General features: G+C 57.9%; 14 protein-coding genes. 4 read left to right on the top strand and 10 right to left on the bottom strand.

Annotation, left to right across the window (positions count from 1 at the left end):
* Nucleotides 1–293: 293 nt before the first annotated feature.
* Nucleotides 294–1,205 (top strand): LysR family transcriptional regulator, encoded by a 912-nt coding sequence (locus J3364_RS20020; protein WP_349559929.1) that lies wholly within the window; start codon nt 294–296, stop codon nt 1,203–1,205.
* Between the two features lie 174 nt (nt 1,206–1,379).
* On the opposite strand, the gene J3364_RS20015 is transcribed toward J3364_RS20020, so the two are convergent.
* Nucleotides 1,380–2,975, bottom strand: coding sequence for a phytoene desaturase family protein (locus tag J3364_RS20015; protein WP_349559928.1), 1,596 nt, complete (start codon nt 2,973–2,975; stop codon nt 1,380–1,382).
* A 336-nt stretch (nt 2,976–3,311) separates the two neighbouring features.
* Here J3364_RS20015 and J3364_RS20010 point away from each other — a divergent pair, with 336 nt between their 5' ends.
* The 3 genes from J3364_RS20010 (at nt 3,312) to J3364_RS20000 (ending at nt 5,845) form a co-directional block, all read left to right on the top strand.
* Nucleotides 3,312–3,731: an SRPBCC family protein gene (locus tag J3364_RS20010; protein ID WP_349559927.1), complete on the top strand. Its 420-nt coding sequence runs from the start codon at nt 3,312–3,314 to the stop codon at nt 3,729–3,731.
* A 251-nt stretch (nt 3,732–3,982) separates the two neighbouring features.
* Nucleotides 3,983–4,585 (top strand): TetR/AcrR family transcriptional regulator, encoded by a 603-nt coding sequence (locus tag J3364_RS20005; RefSeq protein WP_349559926.1) that lies wholly within the window; start codon nt 3,983–3,985, stop codon nt 4,583–4,585.
* 312 nt (nt 4,586–4,897) lie between these two features.
* Complete coding sequence (locus J3364_RS20000; RefSeq protein WP_349559925.1) at nt 4,898–5,845, top strand: AraC family transcriptional regulator; 948 nt, start codon at nt 4,898–4,900, stop codon at nt 5,843–5,845.
* 98 nt (nt 5,846–5,943) lie between these two features.
* Here the strand turns inward: J3364_RS20000 and J3364_RS19995 are convergent, their stop codons facing one another.
* From J3364_RS19995 to J3364_RS19955, 9 genes are all read right to left on the bottom strand, one after another.
* Nucleotides 5,944–6,684, bottom strand: coding sequence for an MBL fold metallo-hydrolase (locus tag J3364_RS19995; RefSeq protein ID WP_349559924.1), 741 nt, complete (start codon nt 6,682–6,684; stop codon nt 5,944–5,946).
* 43 nt (nt 6,685–6,727) lie between these two features.
* Nucleotides 6,728–7,222: an SRPBCC family protein gene (locus J3364_RS19990; protein WP_349559923.1), complete on the bottom strand. Its 495-nt coding sequence runs from the start codon at nt 7,220–7,222 to the stop codon at nt 6,728–6,730.
* A gap of 678 nt (nt 7,223–7,900) precedes the next feature.
* Nucleotides 7,901–9,838, bottom strand: a complete 1,938-nt coding sequence (locus J3364_RS19985; protein WP_349559922.1) for a HAMP domain-containing methyl-accepting chemotaxis protein — start codon at nt 9,836–9,838, stop codon at nt 7,901–7,903.
* Between the two features lie 47 nt (nt 9,839–9,885).
* Complete coding sequence (locus J3364_RS19980) at nt 9,886–10,200, bottom strand: DUF6285 domain-containing protein (protein ID WP_349559921.1); 315 nt, start codon at nt 10,198–10,200, stop codon at nt 9,886–9,888.
* On the bottom strand, nt 10,197–11,249 hold the full coding sequence (locus J3364_RS19975; protein WP_349559920.1) for a phosphotransferase family protein: 1,053 nt from the start codon (nt 11,247–11,249) through the stop codon (nt 10,197–10,199). Before J3364_RS19975 ends, J3364_RS19980 begins: the two co-directional genes overlap by 4 nt.
* Nucleotides 11,250–11,260: 11 nt before the next feature.
* A complete protein-coding gene (locus tag J3364_RS19970; protein WP_349559919.1) occupies nt 11,261–11,446 on the bottom strand; it encodes a hypothetical protein in 186 nt (61 codons plus the stop codon).
* Nucleotides 11,447–11,579: 133 nt separating this feature from the next.
* Complete coding sequence (locus tag J3364_RS19965; protein WP_349559918.1) at nt 11,580–12,335, bottom strand: SDR family NAD(P)-dependent oxidoreductase; 756 nt, start codon at nt 12,333–12,335, stop codon at nt 11,580–11,582.
* Nucleotides 12,332–13,504, bottom strand: coding sequence for an acyl-CoA dehydrogenase family protein (locus tag J3364_RS19960; protein ID WP_349559917.1), 1,173 nt, complete (start codon nt 13,502–13,504; stop codon nt 12,332–12,334). The genes J3364_RS19965 and J3364_RS19960 overlap by 4 nt, the downstream gene beginning before the upstream one ends.
* Nucleotides 13,505–13,516: 12 nt before the next feature.
* Entirely contained in the window at nt 13,517–14,299 is a 783-nt protein-coding gene (locus J3364_RS19955) for an SDR family NAD(P)-dependent oxidoreductase (RefSeq protein WP_349559916.1), read from the bottom strand.
* Between the last annotated feature and the right edge of the window lie 7 nt (nt 14,300–14,306).

Genomic DNA, 14,306 nt, shown 5'->3' with positions numbered 1-14,306 from the left:
CCAAACCGTAAACATAAGTCACTAGCCATATCGCGGGATTTTAATCCATAATTTCTGGCAGTTCTCCTAGGTAAAGATTTTCTAAAAAGACGGGGTTAATTGCTGGATGCAACAATTCAACATGAGCCAGCCCAATCAAGTAAGACATAACCATGCCTCTTGCTCTAGGTGAGCATGCCACTTCAGCGCAAAGCGATTATTAATAAGTTGTACGTATGCTGATGCATGGCACTGAAAATGACAAACGACTATAATTCCTGCCGTCAGTTAAATTAAAGTGATCCGAAGCGATTATGCGTACAACACCGTCAATGAACAGCTTGAGAGTTTTCGAGGCGTCTGCACGGCTACTCAGCTTCAAGGCAGCCGCAGAAGAACTGTGCGTGACCCCAGCGGCGGTCAGTAATCAAATCCGAAAGCTGGAAGAATATCTCGGGGCCAGGCTGTTCAAGCGATTTAACCGAAGAATTGAACTCACCGATGCGGGAACAAAATACCTGGTCAGGATGCGGCTGATATTCGACGATATCGAAGCGGCCACTAGAGACGTGATGCAAAAAGGTGATGCATCCGTAATCAGCATTGCGGCTCCACCCATGCTGCTTAAAATGTGGTTATTACCCAACCTCGACCGATTTTATACGACTCACCCGGATCTTAATATTAGATTTGTGGATACAGTCCGCCATTTTGATTTTGAAAAGGAAGAGATTGACTTGGCAATTCGCTATGGGTTTGGGGACTGGGATCAACTAAACGAGGCCTTTCTTTTTGAGGAAAATGTCTGCCCTGTGTGCAGCCCCAACCTGACCAAAGGTAACGACAAGCTTTCGGGCCCAGAAGACCTGATTAACTTCAGGCTCATCTATACTGAACGTAGGCTTATTCAGTGGGACAACTACCTTGCATCGTCTAGATATGAAAAAATAAAGATAACCAAGAAAGCGTGGTTTTTAAACTCCATCCATACACTGGAAGCAGTCCTGAACGAAGTTGGCATTGCGTTAATTAACAAAGATTTTATAAAAAAATACATAGACTCCGGAGAGCTTGTCATTCCATTCGAACTAAACATGAATTTATCAAGGAAGCCCGCCTATTATTTAGTAGCCCCTGAAAACATAGAGCCTTCAAGCGAAGTTACAAAAACTAAAGAGTGGATACTAAATCTGGCAAGCGAATTTGGTAGACCAAGCGGCGGGTAAACCACCGCACCCCATATCGATAGCAGCTACAGCCAGACTTGCCTACAACCGCCCCGAAGCTTCATTGCTTATAATCGCGATGCCGCGAGAGAGAACAAGAAAGTCAATGTTGGCGGCTCGCCCGAGCGAAAAAGGCTCAAGATGACCGCCCCGGCAAAGATCAGCCCCATTGGTTTACGAAGCACGGATATGACTCATCAGGTCTTTATCAACTACGGCGGACGCGCAAATTACGCCACCAACCAACGCCCCGATAACACCATCTGTAGCCAGATCCTGCCCCGTTATGTAAAGCCCTTTAATTGGCGTTCGTGCACGCAACCATTTTTGACGAAAGCGTTGCGGTGATGACTCGATGCCCATGAAGCCACCACGCTCACGCTTGGCAAAGGTTTCGTAGCTCAGTGGCGTGGACACTTCGACATAGTCCAAAGCTTCACGGGCTTGCGGCACATGCCGAAAAAGCTCTTCCAGCAAACGCTCGCGGATTTTCTCCTTGATAGCCAGATAATCCTCGCCACGCTTCATCCAACGTGTTCCCGCCCACTGCTTAAAGTGCTTGTAATCAGTGTAGGCATACATTTCGACGGTCGCTTTACCAGGACACTCCTGGCCCCAGGAAGCGTCCTTTGTGGAGGGGAAGGTGGTGAAGATCCAAGGGAAAGGCGCATCAAAGTTATCGCGATGCGCGCCCAGGTTAGCCTGCAGGTCATTTGTCGGGTGTGACCAGATATTGGCGGGATTAAATCCAATCGCTTCTGCTGACCGATCGAAACCAATATTGAGACCTACGACAGCATACGTATCGGTGACACGCGCCAGAAGTCGGTCAAGGCCGGCCTCGCGACTGACCTGCTTATCCACCAACCGGGAGAACGTGTTCTGGACACCGGCATCGCTAATGACCACCGGGGACCGGACTTCCTCACCCGAGCTCAGTCGTATACCCGTGGCAACACCGGCTTCCACAAGGATTTTACTGACTTCGGCGCTGTGTAATAGAACACCGCCAGCGTCCTCGATGATCGGTGCCATCAGCTTGGAAAAGGCCATGCCACCGCCCACAGGATAATAGGCGCCATTCATGTAGTGCTTAGCCAGCATGCAATGCATGGCAAAAGAGCTTCTGGTCGGCTCCAGGCTGTAGTCGCCCCAGTTGGCGCATATCAATGCAATTAGCTCCGGATCGCTCATCAGCTCGGAAAGGACATCAATAGTCAGCCGATCCGAATAACTGTGAAAACTCGCGCACATATCGTCGTAAGCGCCGTCTGCTGCTTCGCTCGACATGGCTTTCTGGGCGAAATAACCGGCGGAGCTCTTTGCAACGCTCCCAATCAGCGCCATGTATTTATCGATGCCTTCCACTTCGTGGGGGAAGTGATCCTTTAGCAGGTTGCCGTAGGCCTCCGCGCCAGCCGGTATCTCATAGTGCCGCTCGCCAATAACCATGCGATTGAAAATCCTTGGCATCGGTGTCCACCGCAAGCCACCCCCCGTGACGTAGTTGAACAGCTTCCATCCCGCAGATTGCGCCGAGCCCACCTCACCGATGTAGTGCATACCGACGGTCCATCGATAGCCATGACGCGAATAGGCTTGTGTCATACCCCCCATCACGTTGTTTTGTTCCAGCAGTAGCACGCGCTTGTTTTGCTGCGCAAGGATGGAGGAAACACTGAGCCCCCCCATTCCTGAGCCGATTACGATCGCATCAAAGTCACCTGAAATGCCCACCGCTTTGCGGTAGGCCTTGCCAACTGTCTCCATGAGTCCTCTCCCGTGAGATTGTCTGCAGTCACGATCGACCGAGCCGAGACTGCATTCGGTATCGTTAGCTACTGCCAACGTTCATAACGGCCGCCCCCTACTTGCCCGGCCTTCCCAAGATCACGGCAATCACCCTCCTGTGCCTGCCCGGGGCCTGAACGAAGCACTCTGTCGGACGAGCGCTGTACCACTCACCATGAACTTAACACATGTTAAATTAATTCGTCCACATAGATTTAATTATTTGACATTTCCTTATTTTTAACGGACTTTAATGCCATTAAAAGCCTAAATTAGGTCTAAATAATCAATAAACACAGGTTTAGGAGGTTAAAAATGTTGCATTTCGAACATAGCGAAACCGTCGAGGCCAGTGCGTACGAAACCTGGCAAGTTATGCAGGACTTCGCCGCCATTGAACGAGCGGGGCTGGCAGAGCAGGTAAGGATGGAGGGTGAGGGCACCGGCAGTTGCCGACACCTGTGCATGCCAGGAGGACGAGTGATGACGGAGCGGCTGGAGGCACGCGATGAAGCCGCCTTGACACTCAGCTACGCCATGACAGAGCCCGGCCCCATGCCACTGGCACACTACCGGGCCAGAATGGAGATCATTGCGGATGGCGATGCTTGCCAGGTGGTATTCAAGGCCGAGTATGAGACGCGCGGGATCACCGAAGAAAAAGCCGGCGGCATGCTGGGCAATGTCTATCGCGCATTGATCGATACAGCAAGAACCGACCTTGGGCTGAAATAGAACACAACCAACACCAGGGCTTGCCAATTCACATGCACTTGGTGCCCCGCGAGGTTAATTCGTTGACCTACTGCGTACCGCGGGTGTGACAGTTCCACGACAAGGGCTGGCAAAATCGGTCCAAAAGCACCAGCAGCGTTCCCTTCGGGAGCGTCTGAACGTTTTGATAGCCGCCTTTATGCACCTGGGCGACGAATTGTTCGGGCTCCGTTAAACAGGGTACCCTTGCCATCGCAGCTACTGATCGCAGGTTGAGGTTACAATTGTCCAAATACAATCAGAAGGCACTGATCCTCAACGAGGCACGCTCCCTATTTATAGAGTCCGGGGAAAAGGGCCTGTCAATGCGCAAACTCGCCACTTCCATCGGCATGACTCCCGCAGCGATCTATTGGCATTTCAAGAATAAGGAAGAGCTGCTAGGAGAAATTTTCCTGGAGGGCGTTGAAACCTTCTCCCGTTACATTAACCGCTCTCTCTCCGGTGAAGATCCTCTGCACAGACTACGGATATGTTCCGAGTCCTTCCTTGCCTTCGGTTTGGAACAGCCGAGTCATTACGACATTTTTTTCCTGAGCCATAAACCGCAAGTCAGTGAAGATGCCCTCCACCACTTTTCATCCCTGCGACGAGGGGCATTCCAGATATTAGTCGATCGTGTTCGAGAGTGTCATAACGTCGAAATATTCAGGCAGGATATCAATATTGAGCGCACAGCCATGATGTTGCTCAGCTCCTCGCAAGGCATGATGACAATGTATCGGCATGGCCAGCTTGGCGACAACCAAGAGCATTTCATTCAGATATATCGCAACACCTACCAAGTCATTGAGTCATTGCTGCTTGCCCAGTAAAGAGTCATTGGACTCTCGGCGGCATGTTTTCTTCAAATTCGCGTTGCCTGGAGGGTACTACTTTGCTGCACCGCCCAAGCCAAGGAGCCTCAGCCGAGTGGCTAACCCGCTATTTTAATAATCAAATCTTGGCAAAGACATACAAATAGAATCAACTACGCTATTAGGCCTTGGTGTTGAACCCAATCCGATCAGCGCCCGCAGCGCATTCATTTTGTTGCAATGAGTCAGGGGGGCAAGATGGTGAATTGGAGGGAAAGGCGTGACCCATCGGGCGTCCGATATCTGCTCGAAACGGCAGAAGACGACGGCTTGGACACCATCGCATGCCTTGCCAATAGCGCGATATCGACAAACGCTCTGTCAGAGCCCGGCACGACCATCGAAGCCTGGCAGGAACTGGCCGTCATACGAAACCTCATACAACTGGGAGCAAGAGCCGACTTCGGCTACCGAGTCGGTTGCCGATACCACCTTACCTCCCTCGGCCTGCTCGGCTTTACGATGCTCGCGAGCGCAAGCTTGGACAATGCATTGGGCTTATTGAATCGATTCCAAACGCTCGCGCTTACCCTCTGCCCAGTCAGCACAGAGATCCACCCGCAAGGGCTATGGTTTTTATTCGATGAGCGCGTCCTACCCCCAGATGCCAAGAGCCTGGTGATCGAGCGCGGACTCTCCGGGATTATCCGTATCGCCTCAGAACTGATGCAGCGCGACGTACATCCGATGGAAGTAACAGTGAAACATGGCGAAAAAAAGGAGGGCCATCCAAGAGACTACTGGCAGCCCTATAGTGTCCGGTTTAAAGCAGAACAAAATGGCGTACTGTTCGCATATCATGATCTGACCGCGCCACTGCCGCAGGCAAACCTTAGCTCGCGGTTTGAGGGGGAGCGTCTATGCAGCAGGATGATCGACGAGCTCCCCTTATCGGCATCCGATTCGCCAATAGTTCGCCGTGTCCAGGAAGCCGTGCTCGAAAGCGCGCCGGAGCTGCTGACGGCCAGGCAGGTTGCAGAAAGGATTGGCCTTTCGGAACGGACACTGCATCGGAGACTGGCGGGGACTGGAAAAACATTCGCCATAATCAACGACAGCGTCAAGCAGAAAATGGCAGAGCGCCTGCTTTCCGAGTCAAACATTGGCATCGCAGAAGTTGCACAACAGCTAGGTTACTCAGAAGCCGCCAGCTTTTCTCGCGCTTTTAGCCGTTGGACGGGCCACACACCCGGACGCTGGCGTCGAACAAGGCATTAGGAGTAAGCAGCCGGCTTGAATGACTTCCAACCTAAGCCAACACCAGCCGTCCGAATCGACCCGCGAAAGCCAACAAAACACGTTCGCACCAAACATTATCATTGCCATTGGGCGAAGGCCTCTTTTACTGAATCCACGGATAGCGGCCCCATATGCCCTGTATACCAGGTATCAATCCGCTCGTTCGCCAGTATTTTCCTTATATCTGAATTATTCTTCTCAAGATCGCACATGTAAAAGTGGCGGGCGGGCATCGTCTTTTGCAACAACCCGCCACGCACCAAATCCCCCACAAATGCCTTATTATCTATAAGAACAGCAATTGACCCCGGGGTGTGGCTCGGTATGGAAACGATAATACCGTGAGCGCCAATGCTTGCCAGATCAAACTGATCACCCACAACCACGTCGGCCGTTACCGGAGGATAGGATTCACGCATGATAAACGGCTTGAGTACGCCTCCGACCATGTTGGTTGGACAGAGGTCGTCATTCTTGCCTTCGGCCAACATCGATGCTTCCGCGGCGCTGGCAATAATCCGCGTACCAAAGTGGCGTTTGAAGTAAGCCGCTCCTCCAGCATGATCTGTGTGCCCGTGTGTCAGGATAAGATAGTCGATACTTGCCGGGTCGATACCCGCTTCAGACATCTTGTCGATCAAGGTGCCCTCGTTACCCGCCTTACCAGAATCGATCATAAGACGGACACCCGATACGTCCAGCACGTGGGTGTTAGCCAAGGCAACTGTAAAAGTTTGGACCCCACCCTGGACAGGCTTTGACGCAATCTGTTCAGTCGCACAGGACACCAGAAACGTCGACAGCAGCAGCGTACTCATTATGACTACGACTCGCATAATGCTCTCGCATTCACCGGATGAATCAGTTTGACGATTCCAGCCGTTCTTTAAGGTTACTCAAAGCAACGCCCGACGCCTGCTGCATCTGTTCCTGCAAGGACGTGAGGTACTTTTCGATGGAATAATTGAGGGTGCGTGTAAAATGGGTGCCGCCATCCACCTCTTCCAGCTGATAGTGGATACTTCCATCAATCATCGGCGAGACGAATGCCGTCTTGAACTCGTAGGGTGGGCGCGCGATAACGACTTTATAATCCATCTCAACCTCTTTTCCGTAGAGCCTGATCTGCTCCTTGAAATGTTCACCTACGGCGAGATCTTTATCGCTGCTGCTGTCCGCCCCCAAAGATGCAGGGTGCCACTCATGCCAAAGATTTGGCTTCGATACATAGTTGTATACTTCTTGGATCGGGGCTTGGAATACCATCGAATTGATGTTTTCTTCGGCTGCGGCGGCACTAGCACCGCAAAGCAGGGCTGCTGCTATAGCGGTCTTGGCTGACTTCGTTGCGTTCATATCGCGTCCTCCATCTTGTTTTGATCGATTGTAGAGGCGGAAAACCAAGACAGCAGCGATCAATCAAGCCAATAATTGACAATGCCCGCCAAGAACAGCTGATGTTTTTGGAATGAGTGCCGTTTCACCGGGATCACCATCGAAAGTCATACCCACCACATCAGGGGGGCAGCTCATTGCCAACCTGCATACCTGTTTAAACATAAGCGCTGCCTTTGAATCATCGGCAGTCGCGAGCACAGGATCCGGTACGGGGATTATCAGCGAGAAGCAGATTCGTGAATTTTTTGCTTCTCCCGTAATAAAACGATATTTCGAAGAGTGCAGAAGATTTTTGCCTAGCGCTCACGAGTGTCGTCATATGTGGCGCATGGCGTAGTCACGCATTAGCTTGCCCAGAGGCTCCCGCAACTGCTCACGTTCTGATCGCAGTTCCTCGAATGTCTGCATGATCTACGCATCCTACCCAGCATTCCGATACCATCCTAGCTGAAGTCGACGTGCATTACGTGAAGCTGAGCAACACGAGTCTGATAGAGCTACAGTGTCTGGCTGTTCAGCAGGCTCAGGTGCTGCCGTTTTCCGATGGCGCCAGGAGGCTACCCGATGGTTTTCTAGAACTGGCCGTCCAGCCGATCCAGCTGCGCATGCAGTTCCAGAAAGAGGTTTTCTGGAACCTCATCCATCGACCCGAAAGCGCTGCGTTAACTGTTGCAACCTTTCGCCTAGCTTGACCAACTCCCGGGTAGAGGCGTCGATTGCTTGCGTGGCGCAGACGTTCGACTGGGTGACACTGCTGATCCGCGCCACACTATCGTTGACCTGCCCCGCCACCACGTTCTGCTGCTCTGCCGCGGCGGCGATCTGCTGATTCCGTTTCTCGATGACGGACACACCCCGGGTAATCTGCTCCAACGCCGAGCCGGCCTGTTCGGTAAGCTCGACGCTGTCGTCAAGTAAGTCCATGCCGGCTTGTGTCTTTCCGACTACCCGCTCGGTTACCGTCAGCAATTGCCCGATGGTCTGCTCGATCTCATCCGCGGACTGGCGCGTTCTCCCCGCCAGCGTGCGCACTCCTTCGGCCACCACCGCGAAGCCACGCCCGTGATCCCCGGCGCGGGCCGCCTCGATGGCGGCGTTTAGAGCTAGCATATTGGTCTGCTCGGCCAACCCCTTGATCACCTCCAGGACCCTAACTATGCCCCGGCTTTCCTGATCCAGCAGGTCGATGGACACCGCAGTTTGCCGCATCTCGCCGGAAAGCTGGCGGATCTGCTCGGCCACCTGCTGCACCAGCCGCTCTCCACCGCTGGCCTTGCCGTCGGCCTCCAGCGCGGCCACCGAAGCGCCCTCCGCATCCTTGGCCACCGCCAGGGCGGTAGCGGTCATCTGCTGCATTGCGCAAGAGGTCTGCTCCGTTTCGGCGCACTGCCGATTCATGCCATCCAGCGTATCCACGCTCAAGCGCGCCAGCTCGACCGTCGCGCTGGACAACTGCCGCACGCCGTCATCAATGTGTCCAACCAGTTCCCGTAGGTTGCTGGTCATGCTACGCATGGCCTCCTGCAGTATTCCAAACTCGTCTCGTCGTCGTGGCAGCCGATCCGCTCCCAGATCGCCCTCGGCAACGCACCGAGCCATTGCCAAGGTGTCTTGCAGCGGAATCAGGGTCAGGCGCCGAATCAGCCAGGCAGCGGAAAGGCCTAGCAGGATGGCCAGCCCGGTAATCGCGCCGACGCCCAATAGGAAGAGCCGGCTCTCCCGCTCCAGCGCCAGCGCTTCCTGCGCATGGGCCTCATCGACCAGATCCAGCATTCGTTCAGACAGCGTGACGAGGTGGGCCTCGCTGTCTTTGCTGCTCTGCAAGCCGAGGCGATAATCGGCAAAGGCATCAATATAGCGCTGCAACGCCGTCATGGCCTCCTCCAGCGCCTCCCGATGAGGCCCCTCGACTCGGCGCAGCAGGCTTTCCAGGGTCGCTGTAACCCCCGCGCTATAGGTGTACCAGGCGTCATAGTTCGCTGCGCTGGGAATCAGGTCATGGGCGAACTCCAGGGTGCGCAGCGTCAGTTGCATGCGAACCAGTTCAGCCATATCGTTGGCCTGCCGCACTGCCTCCGCCACTCTCAGCCCGGCCGAGTCGTCCAGCCCCATGGCCGCGTCGAAGAAGTCCTGCTCGACAACCTCGAAGCTGCGCCGGACCTCGTCCGCCTGTTGCTGCATGTTGGTGCGCGCCTGTACCGCACGCCGCTGCAACTGGTCGAAACGTTCGAACTCCACCTGATACTTCCCCCGCACACCCTGCACCTCGGGCACAGCCACCAAAGCCGGGTGCTCTCGCAGAAATCGCTCAAGGCCATCCAACTGCTCCTTTACCTGCTTGGCCGCAGCCTCCGACCGCTCCTGAGCAAAGGTCTTTTCGGCGATCCGCACCTGCAGCACCTCGGCCTGGATGCTGGAGAGGTCCCTGGCACGCTGGTTGCTGTCGTTCAGTAGGCTGATCGCCTGGAAGCCACTGATACCGACCACCAAGGTCAGCAGGCAGGTCAGACCGAACCCCAGAAACAGGCGATTGCCGACGGAAAGGTGGCTGATACTCGTGAAAATCGCATGCATGTGCTTGTCCTTTTTGTTTTGTATGCAGACGAAACAGCAACAGCCGGCTAGTCGCTACCCTCCGGGTAGGCGGCCAGGAGGCGCGGGTTGCTGTTCTCCAGCTTGCCGCGCGCGATGGCCAGCAGTTCCTGCCCGGCCGAGCCTTCGTCATGCGCGCCGCGACGTATCGCCGTGGCCAGTTGGCGTTCCCGCTCGATGTCCACGGACGCTGTGGCATGCTGCTCGCGGGCGGCGATGGCCATGGCATTAGCGATCATCCGAGTCTGGTAGTGCAGCGTTTCCGGCAAGGCCGGCAGCAACTGGCCGAGCAGGATCTCGCGGGCGGTGCTCAACAGCTCCGCTGCATCGGGTTGGCGACTCATGGTTGTCCCTCTCGGGTCAGGTGGAGAATTTCGATTTCCAGGTCGGGCAGCAGCCGTCCGGTCAGGGCCAGCTCTAGGGAAACCTCGCGACCGCTCAGGTAGCGCTGGGCCTGCTGCAGGGCGATCACGCCCCATCGCAGATGGGCCAGTACCTGCCAGTAGACGACTTCTTCAGGTTCGACCGGATGGCCGCCGGCCTGCCGATAGGCGTCGAGGAACTGCGCCAGGGCGCCAATGCCGCCGGCCCCGTGCTGCGGCGCGGCAAAGCGCCAACAGCGAGCGCTGAACCATCCGATATCCTCGCGCGGATCGCCGAAGCCGGCGAATTCCCAGTCAAGGATGCCGCTGAGGCGACCGCGCTCGACAAGGTAGTTGCCCGTACGAAAGTCGCGATGAATCAAGCTCAGCGGCAGCGGCTCCGGCATGTTAAGCTCGCACCAGCGCAATCCCCACTCCAGCACCGGCTGTGGCTCCTGCAGGGTGTCCAGGTAGGCACGGTACTCGGCGATGGCCTCAGCCGCCGGGGCCTGGTTCGGCATCAGGAGAAAGTCCAGGCCGGCCTCTTCTGGACCGATCGTGTGCAGGCGCGCCAGGCTCTGCGCCAGGTCATCCAGCAACCGCGCCGACTCCGTAACGGACAGCAGGTCACGGGTGAGGCGATGCCCGGCTGCCGTGCCGCCCAGCCGCTGCATCAAGAAATACGGGCGCCCCAGCGCCTCGCTATGCTCGACCACCAGCAATGGTCGTGGCGCCCGCACCCCGACCGCCACCGCCCGCTGCAGCACCGCGAATTCCTGACGCCGGTCTAGGCTGACGCCCACCGCCGAAGGCGCGTCCGTACGCAGCACCCAGTCCTGCGCACCGGCGTGTGGCCCACCCAGAACCTGCGCCTGCAATGCCCAATTCTCCTGTATAGCGCCGCCGGACAGACGGTTGGCACTGCGGATCTCCACCGCCTCGGCGGCCAGCCGGCTGGCTAGTTCCCGGGCCAGCGCCTCTCGCAAGGCGGGCTGCTCCAGGCTTTCGTCGCGCCTAACCTCTATCGTCATAACTACCTCGCTCAGATCCTGCTGGTCAACTCGGCCGGCAGGTGGGATGTGCTGTTGAAACTACGCAGGGACCCGCGTCCGGAGCTGAACACCAGTTCGCTCAACGCGGCATTGTCGAGAGCCAGCAGCAGGTCGCCGATGCGCCGCCGAGCGTCCTGACGCTGCCGTGGCCCGACCAGCATGCGGTCGAAGGCCATTCCCCTGGCCGCCAAAAGGCGCCGTTCGCCCGCGCCTGATGTTGGCCACGCGGTGACAACCGATCATAATCGTCATCGCCACAGACGGCCTGGCCATGACGCAGCAGGTACAAGCTGGACATCGTCGGGCTCCTCAGAGGGAACTGAGCAAGTGGCCACCGTCCACCGCCAGGGTAGCCCCGGTGATCGCCCTACCTGCCTCGGAGGCCAGCAGCAACAGGGCGCCATCCAGGTCACGCGGCTCGACGAAGCGCCGCTGCGGAATACGCGACAGCAAGCGCTGGCCAGCCTCGCTGGCAAGGAACTCCTGGTTCAACTCAGTGCTGACGTAGCCCGGGGCGAGGGCATTGACGCGAATACCGTGGCGCGCCAATTCCAGCGCCAGGGCTCGTGTCATCTGCAACAGGGCGGCCTTGGACACGGCATAGGGCGCGACGTTGCCGGCGACCCGTTCACCGAGAATCGAGGCGATGTTGACGATGCTGCCAGGATGCTTGTGCCGCACCATCCAGCGCGACGCCTCGACCGCCACCAGCCAGCCTCCCTTGAGGTTGGTGCCAAGCACACCGTCCCAGTCCTCTTCCGTTTGCTCCAGCGCCGGACGCACCACAGTCACTCCAGCGTTGTTGATCAAGATATCCAGCGGCGCCTGGGCGAAGGCTGCCTGCATGGCCTGCGCCACCGATTCCGAGGACGACACGTCGAGCACCAGCGCCTCTGCCCAGCCACCGCTTTCGCGGATCTGTCGCACCAGTTTCTCCAGGCGCTCCCGTCGGCGCGCGGCTACTAGCACCTCGGCGCCGGCATTCGCCAGAGTCTGCGCGAAGTGCGCGCCGAGACCGCTGGAGGCACCGGTCACCAGCGCGCGCCTGCCCCTAAGGTCGATCATGGCTGGCCTCCGGCTTGTCGGTCGATGCGCTTGGAGATGCTCCAGCGATGGGTCTCTGAAGGGCCATCGTAGATGCGGAAGGCGCGCAGATCGCGGAAGATCCGCGAGACGATGCGCTCGCCGGTGACGCCGCTGCCGCCGAGCACCTGCACACTGCGGTCAACCACCCGCCACAGCGCCTCCGAGCACAGCACCTTGGCCACACTGGACTCGTGGCGACCCTTGCCCCCCTGGTCGAGCACCCAAGCGCAATGCCAGATCGCCAGGCGCGCACTGTGGAGATCCAGCTCGTTGTCAGCGAGCTGGAAGCCCACCCCCTCGTGCTCGATCAGGCGTTTACCGAAGGCTTGGCGCCGGGTGGTGTAGTCCACTGCCTCGTCATGGGCGCGACGTGCCTGGCCAAGCCAGCGCATGCAATGGGTCAAACGCGCCGGGGCCAGACGCACCTGGGCGTAGCGGAAGCCCTTGCCGACCTCGCCCAGCACGTTCTGTGCGGGCACCCGCAGGCCCTCGAAGCGGATCACCCCATGGCCGCCGGTGAAGCAGGAGTCCAGGGACTCCATCAGCCGCTCCACATGAATGCCGGGCTGATCCATGTCGGCCAGGAACATGGTCGCCTCGCCATCCTCGGTACGAGCCATGATGATTGCAAAGCCGGCTCCACGGGCGCCAGTGATGAACCATTTAAGCCCGTCGATGACGTAATCATCGCCATCGCGCCGGGCACAGGTCTGCAACATCTCCGGGTCGGACCCTGCACCCGGCGCCGGCTCGGTCATGCAGAAACACGAGCGCACCCGTCCGTCGACCAAGGGTTTGAGCCAGCGCTCCTTTTGCGCTTCGGTGGCGACCTGTTCGAGCAGGTGTACGTTGCCTTCGTCGGGCGCGTGGATGTTCAACGCCACAGGCCCCAGCGGCGAATAGCCGGCCTCCTCGAAAACAATCGCCTTGGCCACGTGGGTCAGGCCCAACCCACCCAGTTCGATGCCCGCGTGCGGGGTCAGCAGTCCCCTTTCTCGCGCCTGCGCCACCAGTTCGTCGCGCAGCGCTTCATGCGGCCCATGGCCGTCCTGGCGCGGGTCATCCTCGTAGCCACGCACCACCTCGGCTACGAAGCAGCGGGTGCGTTCCTGCAGCTCCTGCAGTTGGTAGTCTATCGCGAAATCCATGGTCGGCCTCTTTCAGCGCGGCGCCATGCGAATGGCGCCATCCAGGCGCAGGGACGCGCCGTTCATGTAACCGTTCTCGACGATGGCCACGACCATCGCGGCGAACTCCTCAACCCGCCCCAGGCGTTTCGGGAAGGGCACTGAGGCGCCCAAGGCGTCCAGCACCGGTTGCGGCGAGCCCTTGAGCAGTGGGGTATCGAAGATACCCGGCATGATGGTGTTAACGCGGATGCCGTCGCCCGCTAGGTCGCGTGCAACAGGCAGGGTCAGGGCCACCACACCGCCCTTGGACGCCGAATAGGCGGCCTGGCCGATCTGGCCGTCCTCGGCCGCTACCGACGCGGTGTTGACGATCACCCCGCGCTCGCTGTCCTCGATCGGTTCCACCTCCAGCATGCCGGCGGCCGACTTGGCCAGGGCGCGGAAGGTGCCCATCAGGTTGATCTGCACGATGCGCTCGAAGTCATCGAGCGGGAAATGGCGAATCGCGCCGGTGTTCCTGTCGCGCGAGGCGGTCTTGATCGCATTGCCGGTGCCGGCGCAGTTGACCAGCACCCTCTCCTGGCCGGCGGCCGCGCGGGAAGCAGCGAAGCCTGCGTCAACACTGGCATCGGAGGTCACGTCGACCTGGAAGAAGGCGCCACCGACCTCGGCGGCCAGCGCCTGACCTTGGGCCTCGTTGAGATCGAAGATGCTGACTCTGGCGCCACGCGCCGCCAGGGCGCGCACGCAGGCCGCGCCAAGACCGGAAGCGCCGCCGGTGACCACGGCGACAAGCTGACTATCAATGTTCATTTCGTGT

The sequence above is a fragment of the Marinobacter sp. NFXS9 genome (assembly GCF_040148665.1).
In the GTDB taxonomy this organism is placed as follows: Bacteria; Pseudomonadota; Gammaproteobacteria; order Pseudomonadales; family Oleiphilaceae; genus Marinobacter_A; species Marinobacter_A mangrovi.
The sequence above is the reverse complement of the archived record's forward strand: the minus strand, read 5'-3'. Positions and strand labels throughout refer to the sequence as shown.

Coding starts and splice junctions, on each gene's coding strand:
- J3364_RS20020 (WP_349559929.1), top strand. CDS start 294: ATGCGTACAACACCGTCAATGAACAGCTTGAGAGTTTTCGAGGCGTCT.
- J3364_RS20015 (WP_349559928.1), bottom strand. CDS start 2,975: ATGGAGACAGTTGGCAAGGCCTACCGCAAAGCGGTGGGCATTTCAGGT.
- J3364_RS20010 (WP_349559927.1), top strand. CDS start 3,312: ATGTTGCATTTCGAACATAGCGAAACCGTCGAGGCCAGTGCGTACGAA.
- J3364_RS19995 (WP_349559924.1), bottom strand. CDS start 6,684: ATGAGTACGCTGCTGCTGTCGACGTTTCTGGTGTCCTGTGCGACTGAA.
- J3364_RS19990 (WP_349559923.1), bottom strand. CDS start 7,222: ATGAACGCAACGAAGTCAGCCAAGACCGCTATAGCAGCAGCCCTGCTT.
- J3364_RS19985 (WP_349559922.1), bottom strand. CDS start 9,838: ATGCATGCGATTTTCACGAGTATCAGCCACCTTTCCGTCGGCAATCGC.
- J3364_RS19980 (WP_349559921.1), bottom strand. CDS start 10,200: ATGAGTCGCCAACCCGATGCAGCGGAGCTGTTGAGCACCGCCCGCGAG.
- J3364_RS19975 (WP_349559920.1), bottom strand. CDS start 11,249: ATGACGATAGAGGTTAGGCGCGACGAAAGCCTGGAGCAGCCCGCCTTG.
- J3364_RS19970 (WP_349559919.1), bottom strand. CDS start 11,446: ATGGCCTTCGACCGCATGCTGGTCGGGCCACGGCAGCGTCAGGACGCT.
- J3364_RS19965 (WP_349559918.1), bottom strand. CDS start 12,335: ATGATCGACCTTAGGGGCAGGCGCGCGCTGGTGACCGGTGCCTCCAGC.
- J3364_RS19960 (WP_349559917.1), bottom strand. CDS start 13,504: ATGGATTTCGCGATAGACTACCAACTGCAGGAGCTGCAGGAACGCACC.
- J3364_RS19955 (WP_349559916.1), bottom strand. CDS start 14,299: ATGAACATTGATAGTCAGCTTGTCGCCGTGGTCACCGGCGGCGCTTCC.